Source organism: Thiomicrorhabdus sp. zzn3 (genome assembly GCF_029767755.1).
Lineage (GTDB): Bacteria > Pseudomonadota > Gammaproteobacteria > Thiomicrospirales > Thiomicrospiraceae > Thiomicrorhabdus.
Genome location: NZ_JARUQS010000002.1, coordinates 202458 through 222782 on the forward strand (window position 1 = coordinate 202458; position 20325 = coordinate 222782).

At 46.8% G+C, this 20325-nt stretch carries 18 protein-coding genes and 1 pseudogene; 8 read left to right on the forward strand and 11 right to left on the reverse strand.

The window, feature by feature from the left end:
* Window positions 1-20: 20 nt before the first annotated feature.
* A complete protein-coding gene (locus tag QCB44_RS08600) occupies window positions 21-1667 on the forward strand; it encodes an acetolactate synthase large subunit (RefSeq protein WP_279409455.1) in 1647 nt (548 codons plus the stop codon).
* Between the two features lie 24 nt (window positions 1668-1691).
* Window positions 1692-2036 (forward strand): hypothetical protein, encoded by a 345-nt coding sequence (locus QCB44_RS08605; protein ID WP_279409456.1) that lies wholly within the window; start codon window positions 1692-1694, stop codon window positions 2034-2036.
* Window positions 2037-2039: 3 nt separating this feature from the next.
* On the opposite strand, the gene QCB44_RS08610 is transcribed toward QCB44_RS08605, so the two are convergent.
* A complete protein-coding gene (locus tag QCB44_RS08610; protein ID WP_279409457.1) occupies window positions 2040-2639 on the reverse strand; it encodes a nitroreductase in 600 nt (199 codons plus the stop codon).
* 376 nt (window positions 2640-3015) lie between these two features.
* Between QCB44_RS08610 and QCB44_RS08615 the strand changes: the two genes are divergently transcribed.
* Window positions 3016-3948, forward strand: a complete 933-nt coding sequence (locus QCB44_RS08615; protein ID WP_279409459.1) for a hydrogen peroxide-inducible genes activator — start codon at window positions 3016-3018, stop codon at window positions 3946-3948.
* Between the two features lie 67 nt (window positions 3949-4015).
* Window positions 4016-4756 carry a VacJ family lipoprotein gene (locus QCB44_RS08620; RefSeq protein WP_279409460.1) on the forward strand — a complete coding sequence of 247 codons (741 nt, stop codon included), beginning with the start codon at window positions 4016-4018 and terminating at the stop codon, window positions 4754-4756.
* 42 nt (window positions 4757-4798) lie between these two features.
* On the opposite strand, the gene QCB44_RS08625 is transcribed toward QCB44_RS08620, so the two are convergent.
* From QCB44_RS08625 to QCB44_RS08655, 7 genes and pseudogenes are all read right to left on the reverse strand, one after another.
* On the reverse strand, window positions 4799-5116 hold the full coding sequence (locus QCB44_RS08625) for a Na+/H+ antiporter subunit G (RefSeq protein ID WP_279409461.1): 318 nt from the start codon (window positions 5114-5116) through the stop codon (window positions 4799-4801).
* 20 nt (window positions 5117-5136) lie between these two features.
* Window positions 5137-5406: a K+/H+ antiporter subunit F gene (locus QCB44_RS08630; RefSeq protein WP_279409462.1), complete on the reverse strand. Its 270-nt coding sequence runs from the start codon at window positions 5404-5406 to the stop codon at window positions 5137-5139.
* Window positions 5400-5903 (reverse strand): Na+/H+ antiporter subunit E, encoded by a 504-nt coding sequence (locus QCB44_RS08635; protein ID WP_279409463.1) that lies wholly within the window; start codon window positions 5901-5903, stop codon window positions 5400-5402. Before QCB44_RS08635 ends, QCB44_RS08630 begins: the two co-directional genes overlap by 7 nt.
* Window positions 5900-7456 (reverse strand): monovalent cation/H+ antiporter subunit D, encoded by a 1557-nt coding sequence (locus QCB44_RS08640; RefSeq protein WP_279409464.1) that lies wholly within the window; start codon window positions 7454-7456, stop codon window positions 5900-5902. Before QCB44_RS08640 ends, QCB44_RS08635 begins: the two co-directional genes overlap by 4 nt.
* A 125-nt stretch (window positions 7457-7581) precedes the next feature.
* Window positions 7582-7920 (reverse strand): annotated as a pseudogene (locus QCB44_RS08645) (Na+/H+ antiporter subunit C); the annotation flags it as partial.
* Window positions 7921-10755, reverse strand: coding sequence for a monovalent cation/H+ antiporter subunit A (locus tag QCB44_RS08650; RefSeq protein ID WP_279409468.1), 2835 nt, complete (start codon window positions 10753-10755; stop codon window positions 7921-7923).
* Between the two features lie 388 nt (window positions 10756-11143).
* Window positions 11144-11617: an NUDIX domain-containing protein gene (locus QCB44_RS08655; RefSeq protein WP_279409470.1), complete on the reverse strand. Its 474-nt coding sequence runs from the start codon at window positions 11615-11617 to the stop codon at window positions 11144-11146.
* 202 nt (window positions 11618-11819) lie between these two features.
* Between QCB44_RS08655 and QCB44_RS08660 the strand changes: the two genes are divergently transcribed.
* Window positions 11820-12644 (forward strand): DUF2189 domain-containing protein, encoded by an 825-nt coding sequence (locus QCB44_RS08660; RefSeq protein ID WP_279409471.1) that lies wholly within the window; start codon window positions 11820-11822, stop codon window positions 12642-12644.
* Window positions 12645-12692: 48 nt separating this feature from the next.
* Here the strand turns inward: QCB44_RS08660 and QCB44_RS08665 are convergent, their stop codons facing one another.
* Both QCB44_RS08665 and QCB44_RS08670 read right to left on the reverse strand, forming a co-directional pair.
* Window positions 12693-14495 carry an EAL domain-containing protein gene (locus tag QCB44_RS08665; protein WP_279409472.1) on the reverse strand — a complete coding sequence of 601 codons (1803 nt, stop codon included), beginning with the start codon at window positions 14493-14495 and terminating at the stop codon, window positions 12693-12695.
* 89 nt (window positions 14496-14584) lie between these two features.
* Window positions 14585-15082 carry an Lrp/AsnC family transcriptional regulator gene (locus QCB44_RS08670; RefSeq protein WP_279409474.1) on the reverse strand — a complete coding sequence of 166 codons (498 nt, stop codon included), beginning with the start codon at window positions 15080-15082 and terminating at the stop codon, window positions 14585-14587.
* A 172-nt stretch (window positions 15083-15254) separates the two neighbouring features.
* Here QCB44_RS08670 and QCB44_RS08675 point away from each other — a divergent pair, with 172 nt between their 5' ends.
* Window positions 15255-16916, forward strand: coding sequence for a 2-isopropylmalate synthase (locus QCB44_RS08675; RefSeq protein ID WP_279409476.1), 1662 nt, complete (start codon window positions 15255-15257; stop codon window positions 16914-16916).
* A gap of 127 nt (window positions 16917-17043) precedes the next feature.
* Here the strand turns inward: QCB44_RS08675 and QCB44_RS08680 are convergent, their stop codons facing one another.
* The gene (locus QCB44_RS08680; protein WP_279409477.1) at window positions 17044-17631 is read right to left on the reverse strand and encodes a rhodanese-like domain-containing protein; all 588 of its coding nucleotides are present in this window, start codon (window positions 17629-17631) and stop codon (window positions 17044-17046) included.
* Between the two features lie 295 nt (window positions 17632-17926).
* Between QCB44_RS08680 and QCB44_RS08685 the strand changes: the two genes are divergently transcribed.
* Both QCB44_RS08685 and QCB44_RS08690 read left to right on the forward strand, forming a co-directional pair.
* Complete coding sequence (locus QCB44_RS08685; protein WP_279409478.1) at window positions 17927-19684, forward strand: Na/Pi cotransporter family protein; 1758 nt, start codon at window positions 17927-17929, stop codon at window positions 19682-19684.
* Window positions 19685-20037: 353 nt separating this feature from the next.
* The gene (locus tag QCB44_RS08690; RefSeq protein WP_279409481.1) at window positions 20038-20295 is read left to right on the forward strand and encodes a hypothetical protein; all 258 of its coding nucleotides are present in this window, start codon (window positions 20038-20040) and stop codon (window positions 20293-20295) included.
* Window positions 20296-20325 lie beyond the last annotated feature (30 nt).

Genomic DNA, 20325 nt, shown 5'->3' on the forward strand with positions numbered 1-20325 from the left:
AAATAAAGCGAGAAAGTTAAATGAAAGCGGCAAAACTCTTTGTTCAATGTCTGGAAAACGAAGGCGTGGAATACATCTTCGGCATCCCCGGTGAAGAGAACCTGGATATTATGGACGCCCTACTCGACTCCAATATTCAGTTTATCACCACCCGTCATGAGCAAGGCGCCGCTTTTATGGCTGATGTTTACGGCCGTTTGACGGGGCGCGCAGGGGTTTGTTTGTCTACCCTCGGACCCGGGGCCACTAACCTAGTAACCGGTGTGGCCGATGCGAATATGGATAATGCTCCGCTGGTGGCCATCGCCGGCCAGGCCGCCACTACCCGTATGCATAAGGAATCACACCAGGTCGTTGATCTGGTCAGCATGTTTAAACCGATCACTAAATACGCCACTCAGGTATTGGAACCGGAAACCATTCCCGAAGTGGTGCGCAAGGCCTTCAAACTCGCCGAAGCGGAAAAACCCGGTGCGACCTTCATTGATCTTCCGGAAAACATCTGTGAAATGGAAACCGATGAAACCCCTCTTCCAACCAGTGCCAACCGTCTAACCTTGGCTGACCGTGATCTTCTTATGGACGCGGCCAAATTAATTGAAGAAGCGACATATCCGTTGATTCTGGTGGGTAATGGAGCGGTCCGTGCTCGAGCCGGTGCCGACCTTCAGGAATTCATCGAAAAACACTCCATTCCGGTGGTCAACACGTTTATGGCTAAGGGGGTCACTCCATTCTTTAAAAACGGCATGGCCATGGGTACCGCCGGTTTGCAAAAAGGGGACTATGAAAACGGTGGCTTTGAAAAAGCCGATGTCGTGATTTGCGTCGGTTTTGACATGGTGGAATATCATCCCCATCTGTGGAATCCGAAACGCAATCACAAGATCATTCATATCGATACCAAAAAAGCGGAAGTGGATCACAGTTATATTCCGCAGATCGAATTGATCGGCAATATTGGACGCAATCTCGCCGCTCTGGGTGAGTTACTCCCCCCACCTAAACATAATGGCTTGCTCGACTTTCCACTACGTGATGCCATGGTTAAGGAGATGGACCGCTGTTCCACCAGTGACGCCTGGCCGATGGTTCCACAAAAAATCATCTGGGATCTGCGTACTGCAATGAAGAAACCCGATATTGCGATTTGTGATGTCGGCGCTCATAAAATGTGGATGGCACGCATGTTCCGTTGCGACCTGCCTAATACCTGTATTATTTCCAATGGGTTCGCCGGTATGGGCATTGCCGTTCCGGGGGCCATTGCCGCCAAGCTGGCCAACCCTGACAAAGCGGTCGTGGCCGTTACCGGAGATGCCGGTTTTATGATGAATTCACAAGAGATCGAAACCGCTCTGCGTATCAAAGCACCGATTGTGATTCTGATTTGGAACGACAGCCAATATGGGCTGATTGAATGGAAACAGCAGCGTCGTTTTGGCCGCTCTGCCTTTATTGACTTCAAAAACCCTGATTTTGTCGCTTATGCTAAATCTTTCGGTGCCGAAGGGGTTCGTATTGAATCGGCTGAACAACTGCTTCCGGAATTGCAAAAAGCACTCAAAGCCGATACCGTAACCGTTATTGATTGTCCGGTCGATTATTCTCAAAATGACCGGTTAACGGAACTTCTAGGGAACGTACTTTCCGAAATAGAAGATTAATTACTTTGGAATGTGAGGTCTAATATGATTTTTATTCGACGCAATGAGGCTGGCGAAATCAGTGAAATCGATTTTACTCCTGGACCGAACCTGGAAGAGATCAGTCTGTTTGACCCCCAACTCAAGGAATTTTTGCAGAATAATCCGCACAGTGAAGAATTGATTAAAACCGTACTGGATAAACTGGATCTGGATATGGTGCGTGTTATCGAAGATTTGATTGATGTGATGATCGATAAGGAACTGCTGCGTTTTACCGACTTGCCTCAGCCAGTGCAGAATAAATTGCTCTTTAAAAAGAGCATCCGAAGTTCATTGAACGCAGATCACCACATGATTATTGCCGAAGAAGAGGCCCTTAACCTTTAAGACTTAATCCAGTTGGGCAAAAACGGCTTCCACTGGCTTTCGTCGTGCTGGCACCGGATTACAAGGCTCTTTAAGACGTCCAATATACAAAGCCCCAATTAGCTCAATATCAGCAGAATCAATGGCTAATAACTCATAGGTTCGAGGATCTTGCAGTATGGGCCCGGTACTCCATTGAACCCCTATCTGCTGGCCCCAGGCCATGAGTTGGAAATTCTGAATCGCACAACAACAGGCGGCGTAATCTTCCTTGCGTGTCGTCGCCTCTTCAGCCAATACCTGTCCGACCAGAATGATTTCCGGAATACGCGCAAACTTATCTAATGCTTTGTGATAAATACACTCATAATCACAGTGATCCGTCGCTTTTTTTTTCGCCCTGTTATGCGCATAAATCTCTGCCAAATGGTTTCGTGTTTGTCCCTTCAACTGCCAAAAACGCCAAGGTTGGGTTAACTTGTGATTCGGAGCCCATATTGCTGCTTCCAAACACAACAGCAAAGCCTCTTCTGCTACTGGATCCGTATCAGCAGAAGCAAATTGATAACAAGTCCGTCTGGATTGAATCAAATCAAGTAATTGAATGGCAGAAATGGCTTGCATAAGGGATAATCTCGCATATACGCTGGTAAATTGAAACGATAAACTCAATCGCGACATCCATTTGAATGAAGTCCCATTATCCAATAATCGCCGCCCTATTCACAAGGCAATAACAAAGTGAATAACTTGTTTAACTTTGTGGATAACTCCTTCATTTTTTATAAATAGAATTTTTATCCACAAAACACACACATTTATCCACTTAACCTATCTCATAGGATAACCACAAGCTACTCACAAGCTAATTTTTTGTTTTAATTGAGCAATTTGCGTTTATCAACAAGATTTGTCCTCCTAAGAAGAATAAGAATAAAGAATATATAAAAAAATATATATACTTTAATAAGACAAACTTGATTCACAAAGTAGCTGAAAAATGACCTTAAATGAATTGAAATACATCATTGCAGTTGCCAAAGAGAGACATTTCCGTAAAGCATCTGAAACTTGCTTTGTTAGCCAACCTACTCTCAGTGTGGCGGTTAAGAAGTTAGAAGAAGAGCTAGGAGTTGTCTTATTTGAAAGACGTAAACAAGATGTTTTAGTTACTCCCGTTGGTAGAAAAATCATCTCTATTGCTGAAGAGATCGTTGAACGCAGTCAAGACATTAAGCAGATTGCTAAAGAAGCACAAGGTGACCTATCAACCGAATTAAAAGTTGGAGCCATTCATACCATCGCTCCTTATCTGATTCCAAAGATCATTCCTATTTTTCATAAAAATGCACCTAATGTACCGGTCATTATTGAAGAAAACTACACGCATGTCCTGGCAGACAAACTGCAAACCGGCGAACTAGATTTAGTGATTCTTTCACTGCCTTTTCAAGAACCCAATATTGAAACCTGTTTGCTTTATGAAGAACCTTTTAAATTGATTGTGCCTAAGGAACACCCCTTAAGCCAAACCGATACTGAGATTGTGTTACAGAAAATTGAAAACGAAACCATATTATTATTAGGTGCTGGACACTGTTTCAGAGATCAAGTTATTGAAGCCTTTCCTAATCTAATGCATCTCAATTACCAAAGTGATCGTTTGCAAAAAACCTTTGAAGGCAGTTCACTGGAAACAATTCGATATATGGTTGCCTCAGGGGTAGGTTTATCTATTTTTCCATGCAGTTCGCTCTCTGAACGCGATAACGAGCTTTTTACGATAAAAGAGCTATCAGGCCCTACTCCAACTAGAAAAATTGCTCTAGCATGGCGTAAGAGCTTTCCAAGAGAAGAAATCTTGCAACGTTTCAAGCAATCGGTGATGGAAGCAACAATCCCTTGTACAATCCCTTACAACTCAGATAAATAATGACATTGATAAAAGCATGAAAAGTACATACAGATCTAATTTCTTTGCAGTCATCACGGTTTTAAGTATGAATGTGCTTGTTTCATCGGCCATGGCGTCATGGGAAGACGATTTAGCTCCGCCTGCTAAAAAAACGGATTCCTCTGCGATGGTAATGATGAACCCACAGGATCCCTATGAGTCTTACAATCGTAAAATGTTTACTTTTAACATGGCCTTTCATGATGCGATTGGCGAACCGGTTGCTAAGGCCTATCTGAATTACGTACCTCAGCCGGCTCAGACCGGCATACAGAACTTTTTTTCCAATTTAGGGATGCCTCTGAATGTGATGAACAGTTTTCTTCAGGGCAAAGGCCAGGAAGGTTTTGAAGGGATCATGCGTTTTACCCTTAACTCTACATTTGGCCTGTTTGGTTTATTGGATATTGCAACTCCAGCAGGCTTGGAGCTCAAAAAAGAAGATTTTGGACAAACTCTGGCTGTTTGGGGTGTTTGGGATGAAGCGTCGTTTGTAATGCTGCCGTTTATCGGTCCTTATACCACGCGCAGCTTATTTGGTTGGGGAGTCGATTCCTACTCAGATCTGCTTTATCAAATGGTCGATGGAGATGATGTGAATCGCCCTGCTCTTGCTTTTGGCGATGCCTTTGTCAGTTACACTAAAGCGACCCCGTTAATTGATGAACTTCGCCAACAACCGGACCCCTATATTTTTATGCGTGAAAGTTATTTGCAATATCGTACCAATGCGATCTATGACGGCCATCCGCCGCAACCTAAATTGGACGATTTCGATTTTGAATAATGGCCAACCCGGGCGTGAAAGTGAACAGGCCTGTTCACTGCGTCATTTGGGGTGTTGACGGGTACGTTGGATTCGTCGGGTTTCAATGTGCAGCGCCGCCTTTGCCATCAGGTGGGCGCTGACGGGTGCGGTAATAAACAAAAACAGCGTGATCAGCACTTCATGCAGACTGATGCCATCCTCTTTGAAACCGAAATAGAGCGCCGAGGCGATCAGAATGGCCCCCACGCCGAGTGTGGTGGCTTTGGTCGGGCCATGCAGGCGCATATAGAAATCCGGCAATTTGAACAGGCCGATTGATCCGATCAGCGTAAACACGGCACCAATAATAATCAGAGCGCTTAAAATCCATTCCAACATCGGTAATATCCTTTATGGTGTTATTCCATAATGTCGCCGCGCAACAGGTATTTACTCAGCGCCACTGTGCCGACAAATCCCATGACCGCAATCAACAAGGCCGCTTCAAAGTAAAGGGCGCTTTCTAGCCTCAATCCCGACAGGATCAGCAGGGCGATGGCATTAATATACAGTGTGTCCAGTGCCAGGATTCTATCTGGCACATCCGGTCCCTTGAGCAGACGGTAAAAACTCAGCAGCGCCGCCAGGGTTACCAGTACAAAGGCAATATTCAGAGCAGTGGTTAACATGATTCAAAAATCTCCATCAGCGGGCGTTCATAACGCTGTTTGATCTCGTTAATGGTTTCGTCCGCATCTTCAACATGTAATCCATGTACCAGCAGGCAGCGACGGTCTTCGCTTAAATCGCAAGAGACCGTCCCCGGTGTCAGAGAGATGGTGTTGGCAAGCAGGCTGATCCCCAGTGGGTGCTGAATATCCAGCTCAATGGTTAAAAACGCCGGTTGCAGGTGCTGAGTCCGTCCAAGAATGAGTTTGGCGACAATAATATTGGCCACCATGATGTCCCACAGAACGATGGCGGTAAATTTGAGTATCGTAACCGGATGACTCAAACAGACCTTTTCCGGCCAGAAAGAGGCGGTCAGTTTAGGAATCAGCAAGGCCAATATCGCCCCCAGGACGATGTGACCCGGCGCTAGGGTATTATTCAGCAGCAACCAGACTCCCCATAACACCAGACTCAGAATGGGGTGCGGCAGAAAAGATTTAAAGAATTGTTTCATCGAATGGCCTCCTTGGCCACCGCCGGGGTGTGTAACACTTGTTGCAGATAGGTTGGTGCGTCAAACACCTGTTGGGCCACGCTCTGGGTAAACTGGCCCAGGGGATGGGCCAGCGCCACCAACACCAGGGCCGCGGAGAGTAAACTGGCCACCGCCAGATAGGCACCCTTGAAATCGTGTTCTTTGGAAGCGTCTGCAGCTGCTGGCGCGTCTTGACCGTTTTCCGGCAGGGTATTGTAGAACAACAGCGAACCGGAACGCGCCAAAGCCATAATCATCATCAGGCCGGATAACAGAACCACGGCGATGATCCAAGAGAAGGCCGGATGATCCAGCGCGGCCGAAAGAATCAGCACCTTGCCGAAAAAGCCTGACAGCGGTGGCAGGCCACTCATGGCGATGGCGGCAAACAGAAAAGTAGCGCCTAGCAGCATTGCCTTCGGTGTGGCCGGCCCGGAAACAAAACGGTCGTCGTATGCGCCACGCCCTTTGGCAATCAAATCGGCGAGTAGGAAGAAGCCGCCGGCAATCAGAGTAGAGTGAATCAGGTAGTAGAGTGTGGCCGACAGGGCGTCAATCGAGTTCAATCCGATCCCAACCAGCAGTGTGGCGACCGAGGCCAGCACCAGATAAGCCACTTGCTCGCGCAGACCGCGTGCGGCCAGGGTGCCGAAAGCGGCCATTAACATGGTAATCAGTCCGAGCCAAAGTATCCAGGGCAGATGCAGGCCTGCCAAGTCACCGGCCTGATCGCCAAATAAGGTGCCGTGGACGCGGATAATCGCATATAGGCCGACTTTGGTCATAATAGCAAACAGGGCGGCCACCGGTGCTGTAGTGTTGGCATAGGCCTGAGGTAGCCATAGATAAAGTGGGAACAAGGCCGCTTTGATGCCAAATACCAGCAACAACAGCAAACCGGCTGCGGCGACCACGCCCTGATCTTGTGGATCGAGATGGGCGATTTTGTTCGCCATATCGGCAATATTGAGCGTGCCAAGCACGCCATAGAGCGCCCCGACCGCAAACAGAAACAGGGTAGAGCCGATCAAGTTGATCGCCACATAGTGCAGTCCGGCACGCGTGCGCAGACGGCCACTGCCGTGTAGCAGCAATCCGTAAGAGGCGAGCAGCAGAACTTCAAAGAATACAAACAGGTTAAACACGTCACCGGTTAAAAAAGCACCGTTGAGCCCGAACAGTTGGATTTGAAAGAGCACGTGAAAGTGTGCGCCCTGAGCATCCACTTTGCGTTTGACAGCGTACCAGAGCGCGCCCAGTGCAAGTAGAGCGGTAATCAACACCATGAGTGCCGAAAGCTGGTCAAGCACCAGGACAATGCCAAAAGGGGCAATCCAGTTACCCAGAGCATAAACCTGCGGCGGCATCTGAATGGCGGTTTGCATCGCATCCACACTGACCAGCAGCAGCGCCAGTACCAGCAGCAGGCTCATCAGACGTTGCAGATTGAGACCCCCGCGGTGCGCCAGCAGAACCAGCACGCCACCTATGAGCGGAATCAGAACCGGAAGAAACGGGGTAGCCGTCATCATTGCTGGCGTTCTCCTTGAATCGGTTGGGTTGTTGTCGAAGCGATCAGGGCGTCGGTCTGTTCAAACGGGTGATCTGCATGGCGTTTCGGATCCGCCTGTCTGGGCGGCAGCGTGGCGTGCAGAGATTCCTCGTCTTGCGCCAGATGCAAGCCATCCACATGGTCATTGCCGAGTTCGGAACGCGCTTTGAGCGACAGTACAATCAAAAACGCAGTCATGCCGAAAGCGATGACAATTGCGGTCAGAACCAGCGCCTGCGGCAGAGGATCGGTATAGGCTAAGCGTTCCGCTTCAATCACCGCCGGGACACCAATATTGAGACGTCCCATGGCAAACAGAAACACATTGACCGCGTAAGCCAGCAGAGTCAGTCCCAATACCACAGGAAAGGTGCGTGCGCGCAGGGTTAAAAATACCCCGCTGGCGGTCATCACACCGATCATCAAAGCAATCAGCCATTCCATTTAGACACTCTCCTTCTGCTGAGATGTGGGATGATCCGCTTTATGCGAAGCGGTACTGAGTTTGCCCAGTTGCACCAGGCTCATCACCGTAGCGCCAACCACCACCAGGAAGACACCGAGATCAAATGCAATGGCGCTGGCAACTTCGAATTCGCCCACGATCGGCCAGTGCAGATGAGTAAAGGCGGAAGTCAGGAACGGGTAGCCGAGCAGCATCGCCACCAGCCCGGTTGAAATGGCGATTAGCAGGCCAAAACCGATCGACCAGTGCATATCGATCTTAAGGCGCTGCTGTGTCCAGGCGATGCCGTTGGCGAGATATTGAACAATCAGCGCCACCGACGCGATCAGACCGGCAATGAAACCGCCGCCGGGCAGATTGTGTCCGCGCAGGAAAATATAGACCGCCACCAGCAGCATCAGCGGCAGCAGCAGGCGGGTCAGGGTTTGCATAATGGTCGGATGGGCGTCCAGGCTCCACACACGGCCCTGCAGGTCGTGCTGCGGCGCCGGCAGTTTCATGCCTTGCAAGAGCGCAAATACGCCCAGCCCTGCAAGGGCAAGTACCACGATTTCACCCAGGGTATCAAAGCCACGGAAGTCAACCAGAATGACGTTGACCACATTGGTGCCGCCGCCGCCGGGGACACTGTTTTCAATAAAGTAGCTGGAAATCGGATCGAATTCGCGTGTCAGCACCATCATGGTCAGCAAGGTGACCCCGATCCCTGATAATAGCGCAATCAGCGCATCGCGCCATAATCGGCGGCGGCCGATCTCTTTCGGACTCGCCTGTGGCAGAAAATAGAGTGCCAGCAGCAGCAGAATAATAGTGACCACTTCTACCGAAAGCTGAGTGAGAGCTAGATCCGGCGCGGAAAATTTGACAAAACCAAGCGCGATAATCAGTCCGACCACACCGATGATGATCAAGCTGATCAGGCGCCGGCGGTGCAGCGCGACCGTCAATAGGCTGGCAATCATCAAAATGACGCCCACCACTAAGGTCACCGGATCTGCGGCCATTAACGGCCGTTCGCCGAACAGCGGCGAAGAGAACTGCATAAATCCGGCCGTACCGATTACCACCGAAGCCGCAATGACCCAGACGGCAGCGTGTTGCAGAGAACCCTTATCAAAGCGGCGGGTAATCGCCACTGCCACTCTGGTTAGCTGTTTAAATAGGCGGTTAAAGTAGCGTTTGGCATTTATCCGCTGGAAATAACGACGGTAGGTGGTAAAAAACCATGCCCGTTTATAGTAAACGGCCACACCGAGTGACAACGCCAGCAAACTCATCAGCAGAGGCAGGGTAAATCCGTGCCAGATCGCCAGGCTGTACTGAGGCGGGGTGGTTTGTAGGGTGCCGGTCACCGCCACATCCAGAATCGGTGCCACGGTGTAAATCGGCAGAATCCCCACCGCCAGACAGAGAATGACCAGCAGATCAACCGGGATTTTCATAAAACGGGGCGGTTCGTGCGGGGTGCGCGTCAGTCCGACCGGTTCGCCGTTAAAGAAGACGTCATGAATAAAGCGCAGCGAGTAAGCCACCGAAAAAATCCCCGCCAGAGTCACCAAGACCGGAATCAGCCAGGCATAGGCGTTAGCCTGTGAAGCGGTGACCGCTTCGGCAAAAAACATCTCTTTACTGAGGAAGCCGTTAAGCAAAGGCACGCCGGCCATCGCCAGTGAAGCGATGATCGCCAGCGCTGCGGTATGTGGCATGTATTTAATCAGGCCGTTAAGTTTGCGCATATCGCGCGTGCCGGTTTCATGGTCGATAATACCCGCCACCATAAACAGCGAAGCTTTGAAGGTGGCGTGGTTGATGATATGAAAAATCGCCGCCACCGCTGCGAGCTGGGTGCCAAAACCGAACAGCAGGGTAATCAATCCCAAATGGCTGATGGTGGAGTAGGCAAGCAGCCCTTTCAGGTCATGTTTAAACAGGGCCGTGTAAGCGCCGATGAGCAAAGTCAGCAGGCCTGCTCCGCCCACCAGCCACGACCACTCCGGAGTGCCGGAAAGCACTGGAAAAAATCGCGCCAGCAGGAAAATCCCCGCCTTGACCATGGTGGCGGAGTGCAGATAAGCCGACACCGGGGTCGGGGCTGCCATGGCGTGCGGCAGCCAGAAATGAAATGGAAATTGCGCCGATTTGGTAAACACCCCAAGCAGAATCAACCCCAGTGTTGGCAGGTAAAGGTCGTGGGTGCGCACCAGGTCACCTGCAGCGAGGACATCACTAAGCTGGTAGCTGCCGACGATGTGTCCCAGCAGCAAGACGCCCCCCAGCAGAGCCAGTCCGCCGGCACCGGTAATTGCCAAGGCCATACGTGCTCCCTGACGCGCATCCTTGCGATGTTGCCAATAGCTGATCAGCAGGAAGGAGGTGATCGAAGTCAATTCCCAGAAAATCACCAACTGCAGAATATTCTCGGAGAGCACGATCCCGAGCATGGAACCCATAAACATCAGCAGATAGGCAAAGAAACGTCCCATGCAGTCTTTTGCTGCCAGATAGTAGCGGGCGTACAGAATCACCAGCAGACCGATAACCAGAATCAGCAGGGCAAACAGCAGCGCCAGACCGTCAAGACGAAAGGCAAAGAAAAGTCCCGCCGATTCCATCCATGCCCAGCTTTGTACCAGAGTCTCGCCTGCAAACGGCAGAGAGACCGCCGGTGATAAAAAGGCGAGAGCAAGTAGGGTTACAGCGCCACTGGTCCAGGCCGCCGCCAAACGGTTGATTTTGGAAGCCAGAGCGGCAAAGATCGCGCCGACAAATGGCAACAGCACTACAATGGGGAGGTTTACGGCCAGTAGATTCATACTCGGTTCAGCCTGTTGAAATGTCAGTATAAAGGTTATTTATAACCCTCAAAGGCTACCATAAACGGCGATAGAGTCAATGTTTTCTGATGAATATCGATTTTGAAAAATAGGTAATTTGCCATGTAATTGCTATGATGAAATTCACATGATTTCAATCTGTTGTACGTACAGCTTATTGATTTGAATACGCATCCAAGCGGTGAGCAACAGGAGGCCATCTATGTTTGAAAGCGCCTTTGTCGAATTCAGTATTCTGCTCGGTATTGGCCATCAAACCGCAAGGATTTGTTTCCCCTGTAGAGTAAGCATGTGAAAATGGGGCTTTTACAGTATGTTGATGAAGAAGATTTTTTGTATAAATTCAAACTGAGCACACCCATTCGGTTTAATCGACATCGCTTTTATTTAAGCCATCCAAATAAGGTGAGACTTCCGGCAGTTTGGCGGAGAGTATGACTTCGGCCAAAAAAGGCGGATCCAATCTCAGTTGTTTGAGCTGATTTATAGCAATCCACTCTACTGAGAGTTGGTGAGGGTCCGGATGGCAGCCGTTTTGAGGATAGGCGTTTTCAGACAGGGTGGCTAAAAAGGCGAATTCCACCTTGTGTTTAATGTTTTCCGGCTCGGTTTTAGACGTTCTTTGATGCTCATAGATTTTGAATAATCCTCGGACTTCGATATGGACATCCGCTTCTTCCAAGACTTCTCTAATGACGGTCTGTATTAGCGATTCTCCCGGTTCCTGGGTGCCGCCGGGAAGGGTGTAAATCACCTTTTCATTGGCATACTGCTTTTTAAGTAGTAGGACTTTTTGATTTTCAATAATGACCGCTTTGGCGCAGTTTTTTATGCGAATCATTGGAGGTATTCCGAGTTTATTGAGCCAAAAATATTGATTAAGTTTATGAATTTAAAGGGGTATCATTAAATAAATAAATAACCTACTTGAAAGCTAGGTTATATAATCAGATTTGAATTGCTTGTAATCAATCGTAGCCGATGAGCGACTTTTATTAAAGCCGTTCACCGACTTAACTTTGTCGAAAGACAGGGAGGAAGTTATGCCACATGCTATTCAATCACACCTTCACACCCACGACCATTACACGGAAAGTGGGGAACATTTAATTTCTAAGGAAGCGACATTTGCGGATGTCGGCAGCTGGCTGAAGCGGGGATGGATGGACATTGCACACGCCCCTTTGGCTTCTCTGTTTTACGGTCTGGTGATGACACTGTTTGTGATGACCGTTTATCTGTTTTTTCAGGAAAATCCCATTTTAATGTTTACGGTTGCCACCTCGTTTGTGATGATTGCGCCGTTTTTGGCCACCGGGCTTTACTCGGTTGCTCATCAGCTCGAAAAAGGTGAGTCTCCGGATCTGATTCATTCTCTGACGGCGTGGCGGCATAATGTCACCGAGTTTGCGCTGTTTGCGGTGGCGTTAGGTATCATTATCGCCATCTGGTCGCGAATTACGCCGCTTATTGCCGGGATTGTCAAAGCACAATCTTTGCTGATCGTGGATCCAGATATGGGGGTCATGGGTTTTCTAACTTCCGATGCCGGGATGCAGTTTATGATCGCCTTTATGATCATTGGTGCGGCGGTAGCGGCTTTTGTCTTTGCCGTCAGTGTGGTGACTATTCCACTGCTGCTGCGTGATCAAAATATTGGCGTGATTTCCAGCATGATCATCAGTTGGAAAGTGGTGATGGAAAATAAAGCCGTGATGGCGTTATGGGCGTTGACGATCGGAGTACTGTTGGCTGTCGGCTTGCTCACATTGGGCTTGGCTATGGTGGTGGTCATGCCATTGTTAGGTTACGCCAGTTGGCATGCGTTCACCGATCTGGTGCAAATTGAAGACCCGGTTAATCAATAAGGTTCAGAGATGCATAAATTATTCAGGCCACATGATTATGTGGCCTTTTTAGTTTTGGGCCATGTTGTGGTTTGTTACAAAGTCTTCAAATTCTTCTTCTGGCACGGGTGGACTCCAATGATAGCCCTGGAAGTGACGTCCTCCGTTTTCAAGTAAAAAGGCTAGTTGTTGTTCTGTTTCCACGCCTTCAGAAACTACGTTTAATTGCAAAGCGTCTGCCATTTTGAGTATGGCCTTAACTATTTGAATGTCGTCCTGATCGTCTGGCAGTTCCTTAATAAAACTGCGATCGATTTTGATTTCGTCGACCGGCAAACGCTTCAGATAACTCAATGAGGCGAATCCGGTACCAAAATCGTCAATAGAGAGGCGAATTCCCATTTCTCTGAGTCGCTGCATTTTATTCACCGAACTGTCCATGCTCTCCAGCATGACACTTTCGGTTAATTCCAGTTTCAGATAACGCGGATCGATTTCGTAAAAATCGATTAGAGTTTGTAACTCTTCGACAAAATTATCTTGGTGGAACTGTTTAACACTGACATTGACTGCCAGGGTTAACTGGCCCAATTCCGGCTCTTTTTGCCAGAAAGAGAGGGTGTTTAAAGCGCTATGAATGACCCAATCACTGATGGTATGGATTAAACCACTCTGTTCAGCCAAAGGAATAAAACAGTCCGGCGCGACGGCACCTAATTTACTATTTTTCCATCTGAGTAAGGCTTCGGCACCATTGACCCTATTTTGCGCATCCATGATCGGTTGAAATACAAGATAGAGTTCGTTTCTGGCAATGGCAAAATTTAATTGGTTAATCATCTCAGTACGACTGTCCAGCTGCTCTTGCATTTCTGGAGTAAAAAACAGTAACTGATTAACGCCTTTCTTTTTGGCTTTATACATGGCCACTTCGGCATGTTTCAAAATTTCTTCGAGAGAAATGGTTTGCTTTCCTGAAAACAGGGTAATGCCGCTACTGATCGAGGCGCGGTGTAACCAGTTTTGGGTTTCTTCCAGAATTTGCAGTGGCAGATTAAACGGTTGATTTAGCCTTGAAAGCAAGCATTCAAACTGGTTTTCCAGATAGTGTTGGGCCAGTTTAGGGTCTGTGGTAGGGCAGCGAATGAGCATGGCAAATTCATCGCCCCCCATTCTGATAAAAGCGGGAGCGTCATTAAATTTAACCAGCTGAAGGTCATTAACGCAGTTTTGATCCTGTTGTTGTAACCTTCGGGTTAATTTCAGCAGAAGTTTGTCGCCGATTTCGTGGCCCTGAGTGTCATTTAAGGCTTTAAAGTGGTCGATATCGAAAAGCATAAAGGCGTAGATGCCTTGATGATGATCTTTTTCCAACCACTGATTGAACTGCTGTTTTAGCCAGCTTCGGTTCGGTAAATGGGTCAGTTCGTCGAAATAGGCGAGTTGATAGACGCGTTTTTGGCTTTTAACTTTGTCTGTAACATCTTCGGCAATGCCTAAAAGACCATCAAACTGGCCTTTAGAGTCATAAATTTTAACTTTAGTGATTTCAAGGATATGTTCTTTTCCGTCAGTAAAGAGAAGGTGTTCAATGGTTTTATGCGGTTTAGGCTGTTTAATGGCCTCACGGTCTGATTGCATGCAGGCTTGGGCAATATCCTCGGGATAGAGCTCCGAATAGTGTTCGGCGCTGAGAAACTGCACTTCTGGAATCCCTACAGATTCACAGAACCAACGGTTTACAAACTCCATTTTACCTTGGGTATTTTGTAACCAGATGCCAAATGGTACGTGGTCTAAAATAACTCGAAGTTGGTTTCGTGTCCGGGAATCGCTTAATTGTGATGTAACTTGTTCTACTTGTACTGACATAAAACCCTACCCAGTGAATGTCTGTATTAGAACTGATGGGCGGTTTTATTACAAATAATTTGCTAAAAAATACGTTTTTTTGCTTAATTTTATCTAATAGGAAAGGAGGTTTTATCGACGACTTTGCGGAGCACAAAACTGGTGTGCACACCGCTAACACCGGGAATTTGTGTCAGATGATTGAGTAGCAAATCCTGGTAAGCTTCCAGATCTTTTACCACCACTTTTAACTGGTAATCGGCACTTTGGCCGGTCAATAGCAAACACTCAAGCACATTCGGCAGGGCGCGCACCGCTTTTTCAAACTCTTCAAAACGTTCTTGAGTGTGTTTATCCATTGAGATATGAACCAGAGCCATTAAATCTAACCCGAGCTTTTTAGCATCCAGCAGGGTTCGATAGCCGATAATGAGTCCTGACTCTTCTAATGCTTTAAAGCGTCTCAAACAGGCTGAGGGGGAGAGGCCGATTTGATCCGCTATTTCCTGGTTGGTTAAACGCCCGTTATTTTGCAGGGCATCCAATATCGCCAGATCGTATTGATCAAGCGACACTTGGGAGCGGCTTTGCTGATTTTTTACAGGCATAAAATAACTTAAAATTTAAATAAAATAGAATATAGTATTTGTATTATATATAAAAATGAAATTTTATTGCCTATAAAGTGTTTTTTAATAAATGGTTTGCAATAAAATTTTTAGATGTCACGGTTACAATATTTTTCAATTGTTTAGAAAATCAGAATTTGAGTAACCGTTTATGAATCCCAGTAAATATCATCGCACCCCTACACCGGAATTAGTCGATCGGCAATGGCCTAATCGCCAACTTACCCAAGCGCCAATTTGGGTGAGTGTGGATCTGCGTGACGGTAATCAGGCATTAGCCAATCCAATGACGGTAGAACAAAAACTGGCGCTGTGGGAACAGTTAGTGGCCATGGGATTCAAAACGATTGAGGTCGGTTTCCCGTCTGCCAGTCAGCCGGAGTATGAATTTACTCGTCGTTTGATTGAAGAAAAGCGCATTCCGGATGATGTGACGATTCAGGTTTTGGTTCAGGCCAGAGAACATTTGATCGAACGCACTTATGAAGCTCTGCGCGGCGTAAAAAAAGCCGTGATCCATGTCTATAACACCACCTCGGTTGTGCAGCGCGAAAATGTGTTCGAAAAATCCAAGGATGAAATCAAAGCGATGGCGGTGCAGGGGGCTAAATGGGTACAGGAGTATGCCGCTAAAGCAGACCAGACCCATCCAGGTTCGGAATGGGTGTTTCAATACTCTCCCGAGAGTTTTTCGCAAACGGAAACCGACTATGCGGTGGAGGTGTGCGAAGCGGTGATGGCTGTATGGAATCCTACTCCGGATAATCCGTGTATTTTGAATTTGCCGGCAACGGTGGAAAGCACCTCACCAAATCGTTTTGCGGATCAGGTCGAGTATTTTATTCGCCATCTTTCCAACCGGGAATCGGCGATTATTTCGGTGCATACGCATAATGACCGTGGCTGTGCGGTGGCCGCAGCCGAATTGGCGCTATTAGCCGGTGCCGATCGCGTTGAGGGTACTTTGCTGGGGAATGGCGAACGCACCGGAAACATGGATATCGTCACTTTGGCGATGAATTTGTATAGCGAAGGCATCGACCCGAAATTGGATCTGGCGCATCCGGATCAGTGGATTACCGTGGTGGAATCGGTCACGCAGATCAAAACCCACCCTCGTCATCCATGGGTGGGGGAAGTGGTCTATACCGCCTATTCCGGAAGTCATCAGGATGCGATCCGCAAATGCTTGCTTAAGCAACAGGAAAACGCTCCTTGGAATGTGGCGTATCTGCCGATTGATCCCAAGGATTTGGGACGAGATTATGAAGCAATTATTCGCGTCAACAGTCAATCCGGAAAAGCGGGATCCGCCTTTGTTCTCGCCCAAGAGTATGGATTAAATTTGCCTAAATGGGTACAGTTGGACTTTGCTCCGATTGCGCAAAATTTGGCAGAAAAGCAGGGTGGGGTGGTCAGCCATAAGGATTTATACATGGCTTTTTCTGAACACTACTCGTTAGATCAAGCCGTCATCCAATTGAATCACTATCAGTTGGACCGTGTGAATGGCCAGGAACAGTTGAGTATTGAAATTGATGGTGAACTTTGGAAGGGGCATGGTAACGGAACCTTAAGTGCCCTTTGTGATGCTTGGCAGCAACGTACCGGTGAAGCCATCGATGTATTGGATTATTCAGAGCATGCGGTCCATTTAATTGATCAACCGACACTGCCTAACAGTGGCAAGGAAGCTAAAGCGATTGCTTATGTCTATTTGCAATCTCAGCAGCGTAAAGCTGTGGGCGTAGCAATGGCTGAGGATTCGGTCTCCGCGATGATTCTGGCGCTGCTTAAGGGATTACAGGCTTAGGCATTTAACCGGTTTAAATAACCAGGCCTATTGAATTCCACGTGAAAAAAACCGCCAGAGACTCCGTCAATGGCGGTTTTTTTACTGGGTTTAAATACAATTAACCGTTTATGAAAAGCCGAGAGTCTTATTTTTCGAAATAGGCTTTTTCTTTGTCGATTTTATAGGTCCATGGGTAGCCGTTGTATTTCCAGCCATTTTTCAAGCGGTAACCTTTATGTTCACCCTCTTTCAGTTTGCTACCTTCAAAACCGTCGGTCATGATATAAACATTTTTGTAACCGTATTGATCCAGCATTTTTGCAGCCGGTTGCGCACGGGTCGCGCCAGAACGACACATAATCACGAAAGTCGATTCCTTATCTGCGCCTAGATCAAACAGCTTTTCTTCAAATTCGGTAATAAATTTATCATTCAGAAGTGAGCGGTAACGCGGTTTTTTGTCATCCATGGCGTCGTATTTGAAAAAAACCGAAGGGATCATGATTTGCGCCATTGGGGTGTAACCGACAAATTGCCATTCTGCAGGTGTACGAACATCAACCAGAATCACGCTTGGATCTTTTTTCATCATTTCATAGGTTTCTTTAGCGTCCACATACAATCCTTGCGGAGTACGTTTTTTTGGGTCGCTAGGTTCTGGTGAAGCAAAAGCACTCACCGCAGCAAACGAAAGAACGGTTGCCATAGCGGCACCAATAATACGCTTTTTCATAGTAAAACCTCGTAGTAGTTAAGTAATTAGTGGCTAATTTATAACAATATATAAGAATATAGTAATATAAATATTCGATTTATTAATAAACAAATTCTATTCTTATTGATTAATAAATTTTTTAAATATATTAATCACTTATACCAATCGTCACTTAATTGTTACCCTGGCGCGTGAATGGTTTATGATGGCTGGATAACCCTTTTGATATTGATAAAGCTTTTGACCCATGATCCATTCCGTTTTTGATAGAAAATTGCATTTTTGGCTCATACTGGGCGGATTAGTCTGTCTTATGATGTTTTCTGATCTGAGTTATTCAGCACAAAATTTAACGGATTCGGGCATTAATTTAGATTGGTTCGTCATGCTGATGGAGTTGTTAGGCGGACTGGCGCTGTTTTTGTACGGCATGGAAAAGATGATCAAAGGCCTATTGGTGATTGCCGGAGATCAAATGAAGTCCATGCTGGCTAAATTAACAACCAATCGTGTTATGGGGGCGTTGACGGGAGCGGGAGTAACGGCGGTCATTCAATCCTCTTCGGTCACCAGTGTCTTGACGGTGGGGTTTGTTTCGGCTGGATTAATGACCGCGTCGCAGGCAGCCGGCGTGGTTATGGGGGCCAATTTAGGGACAACAGTGACTGCCCAAATTGTGGCGTTTAAAGTTACAAACTTTGCACTTTTATTAATCGCAGTGGGTTTTTCTATCCAGTTTTTAGCCAAACTTCGTAAAAAAGTGGCGATTGGTGAGCTGTTGATGGGCTTTGGACTGATTTTTTTTGGTATGAATCTGATGGGGGAAGGAATGGCTCCGCTGCGGGATTATGAGCCGTTTTTGACACTGATAAGAGAGTTACAAAACCCCTTTTGGGGGATTTTTATCGGTATGGTGTTTACCGCATTGATTCAATCCTCTTCGGCGACGATTGCGATTGTGATTGTGATGGCGAGTAATGGTTTTTTAACGTTGCCAGCTGGAATCGCTTTAGCAATGGGAGCGAATATAGGAACCACAATTACCGCGTTATTAGCCACGATTGGCAAATCCAGAGAAGCCTTGCGCACAGCGCTGATTCATGTCCAATTTAATTTACTCGCGGTATTAATTTGGTTGCCCTTTATTCCGGAGCTTTCTCAGCTTTCAATTTGGATTTCTGCTCATGATTATGCGGATAACGAGGTCATGATGTTGTTGGCGGAAAACACCCCTCGCGAAATTGCCAATGCCAATACCTTGTTTAATTTGATCAGTTTAGTGGTGTTTTTACCGGCGATTCCTTTGTTTTTATGGGTCGTTAATAAATTGGTTCCGGTGTTAGCCGAAGAGAAAGGGGGAGGTGAATTTAAAGCTGAATTTTTGGATGAATCGCTGCTTTCGGATCCGAGTTTGGCAATGAAGGCGGTGAAATTAGAGTTAGAGCATTACCAAAAGCCGTTGGATTTATTTTATAAACGCAGTTTGGCGCAGATTGCTTCACCTAATATGGATAAGTTGAGTCGTGAAGATTTAATGATTCGCCGCCTAAGGGCTTATCAGGAAAAAATCCTTAGTTATTTAGGCCGGGCGGGCCAGGTCGAAATGTCCGCAGAAGAGCAGCATGAGCACTTTAAGCTTATGAATGTCCTGAATAATTTGGAATCGATGCTTGAAAGCATGCAATCTAATATTCTCTCGGTAGCTCATGAAATGATCGAAGAGGACATTAAGCCGAGTGAAACCATGCAGAATTTGGTTGGTCAATTAAGTTCTGAGGTTGGCAGGGCCATGGATAATGCGTTGTTAAGTATTTACAAGCAGGACTCCGAAGCGGCTCTCGAAGTGATCGCGATTAAACCGACGATTGATCATTTGATTCAAGAAGCGTTAGCACACCAAATTCGTCACTTTACTCCTAATGAAATGCGTTTAAAAGTATTTCGTTATGAGATGCAGTTTGTTGACGGATTAAAACAACTTCACACTTTGTCAAAACGGATTGCCCGTCAACAGTTATCAGAAATTTCCAAAGAGTCAGGATCAGACAGTAGTTCTAAAGTGATTAGTTAATGTTTGTTTTACTTAAAACGGCATCGAATAGAAGCTAGGCTAATTGATTAAAATTTAATCAATCGGTGCAAAAATTAGACGCAAATAAACGGGGGTTGAAGAGGTTTTTTTAGCGGTTTGATGCAAAAACTTTGGGTTTTTGTAAAAATCGCCTTATAGGCGATTTAAATGAGGATTTTTAATTTTTTTGCGTTTTTTATTAGGTTTCACGTGAAACACCGGGGTTATGGCAAAGACCGGATTGTGTAAGATTGTGATTGATGATGTGTTTACTTTGAGAACGACGTGTTTCTGAAAATCAGAAATAATCCGTTTAATATCGGTTAAAGCAAGTGGGAAGGGAGTGATTTTACATGCAACAAACAGAACATCTATTATTCAAACCATCTCAAAGTAGTGTTTTGGGATGGTGTTTACTCTCGGTTTCCATTCTATCATCAGGCTGTACTTCGCATCATTTTGCAAACAAACAGGGACAAAGTGAAACACAGTTTCTCCAGGATAAAGCCTATTGCCAAGGATTGGCGACAGGGCAAGGAGAAGGGCAGACAGAGGGACAACGCCTAATCCCATATGATGAGTGTATGCGTAAACTTGGTTATACTGAGTAAAAAGCCTTATTTACCCTCAGATTGAATCAG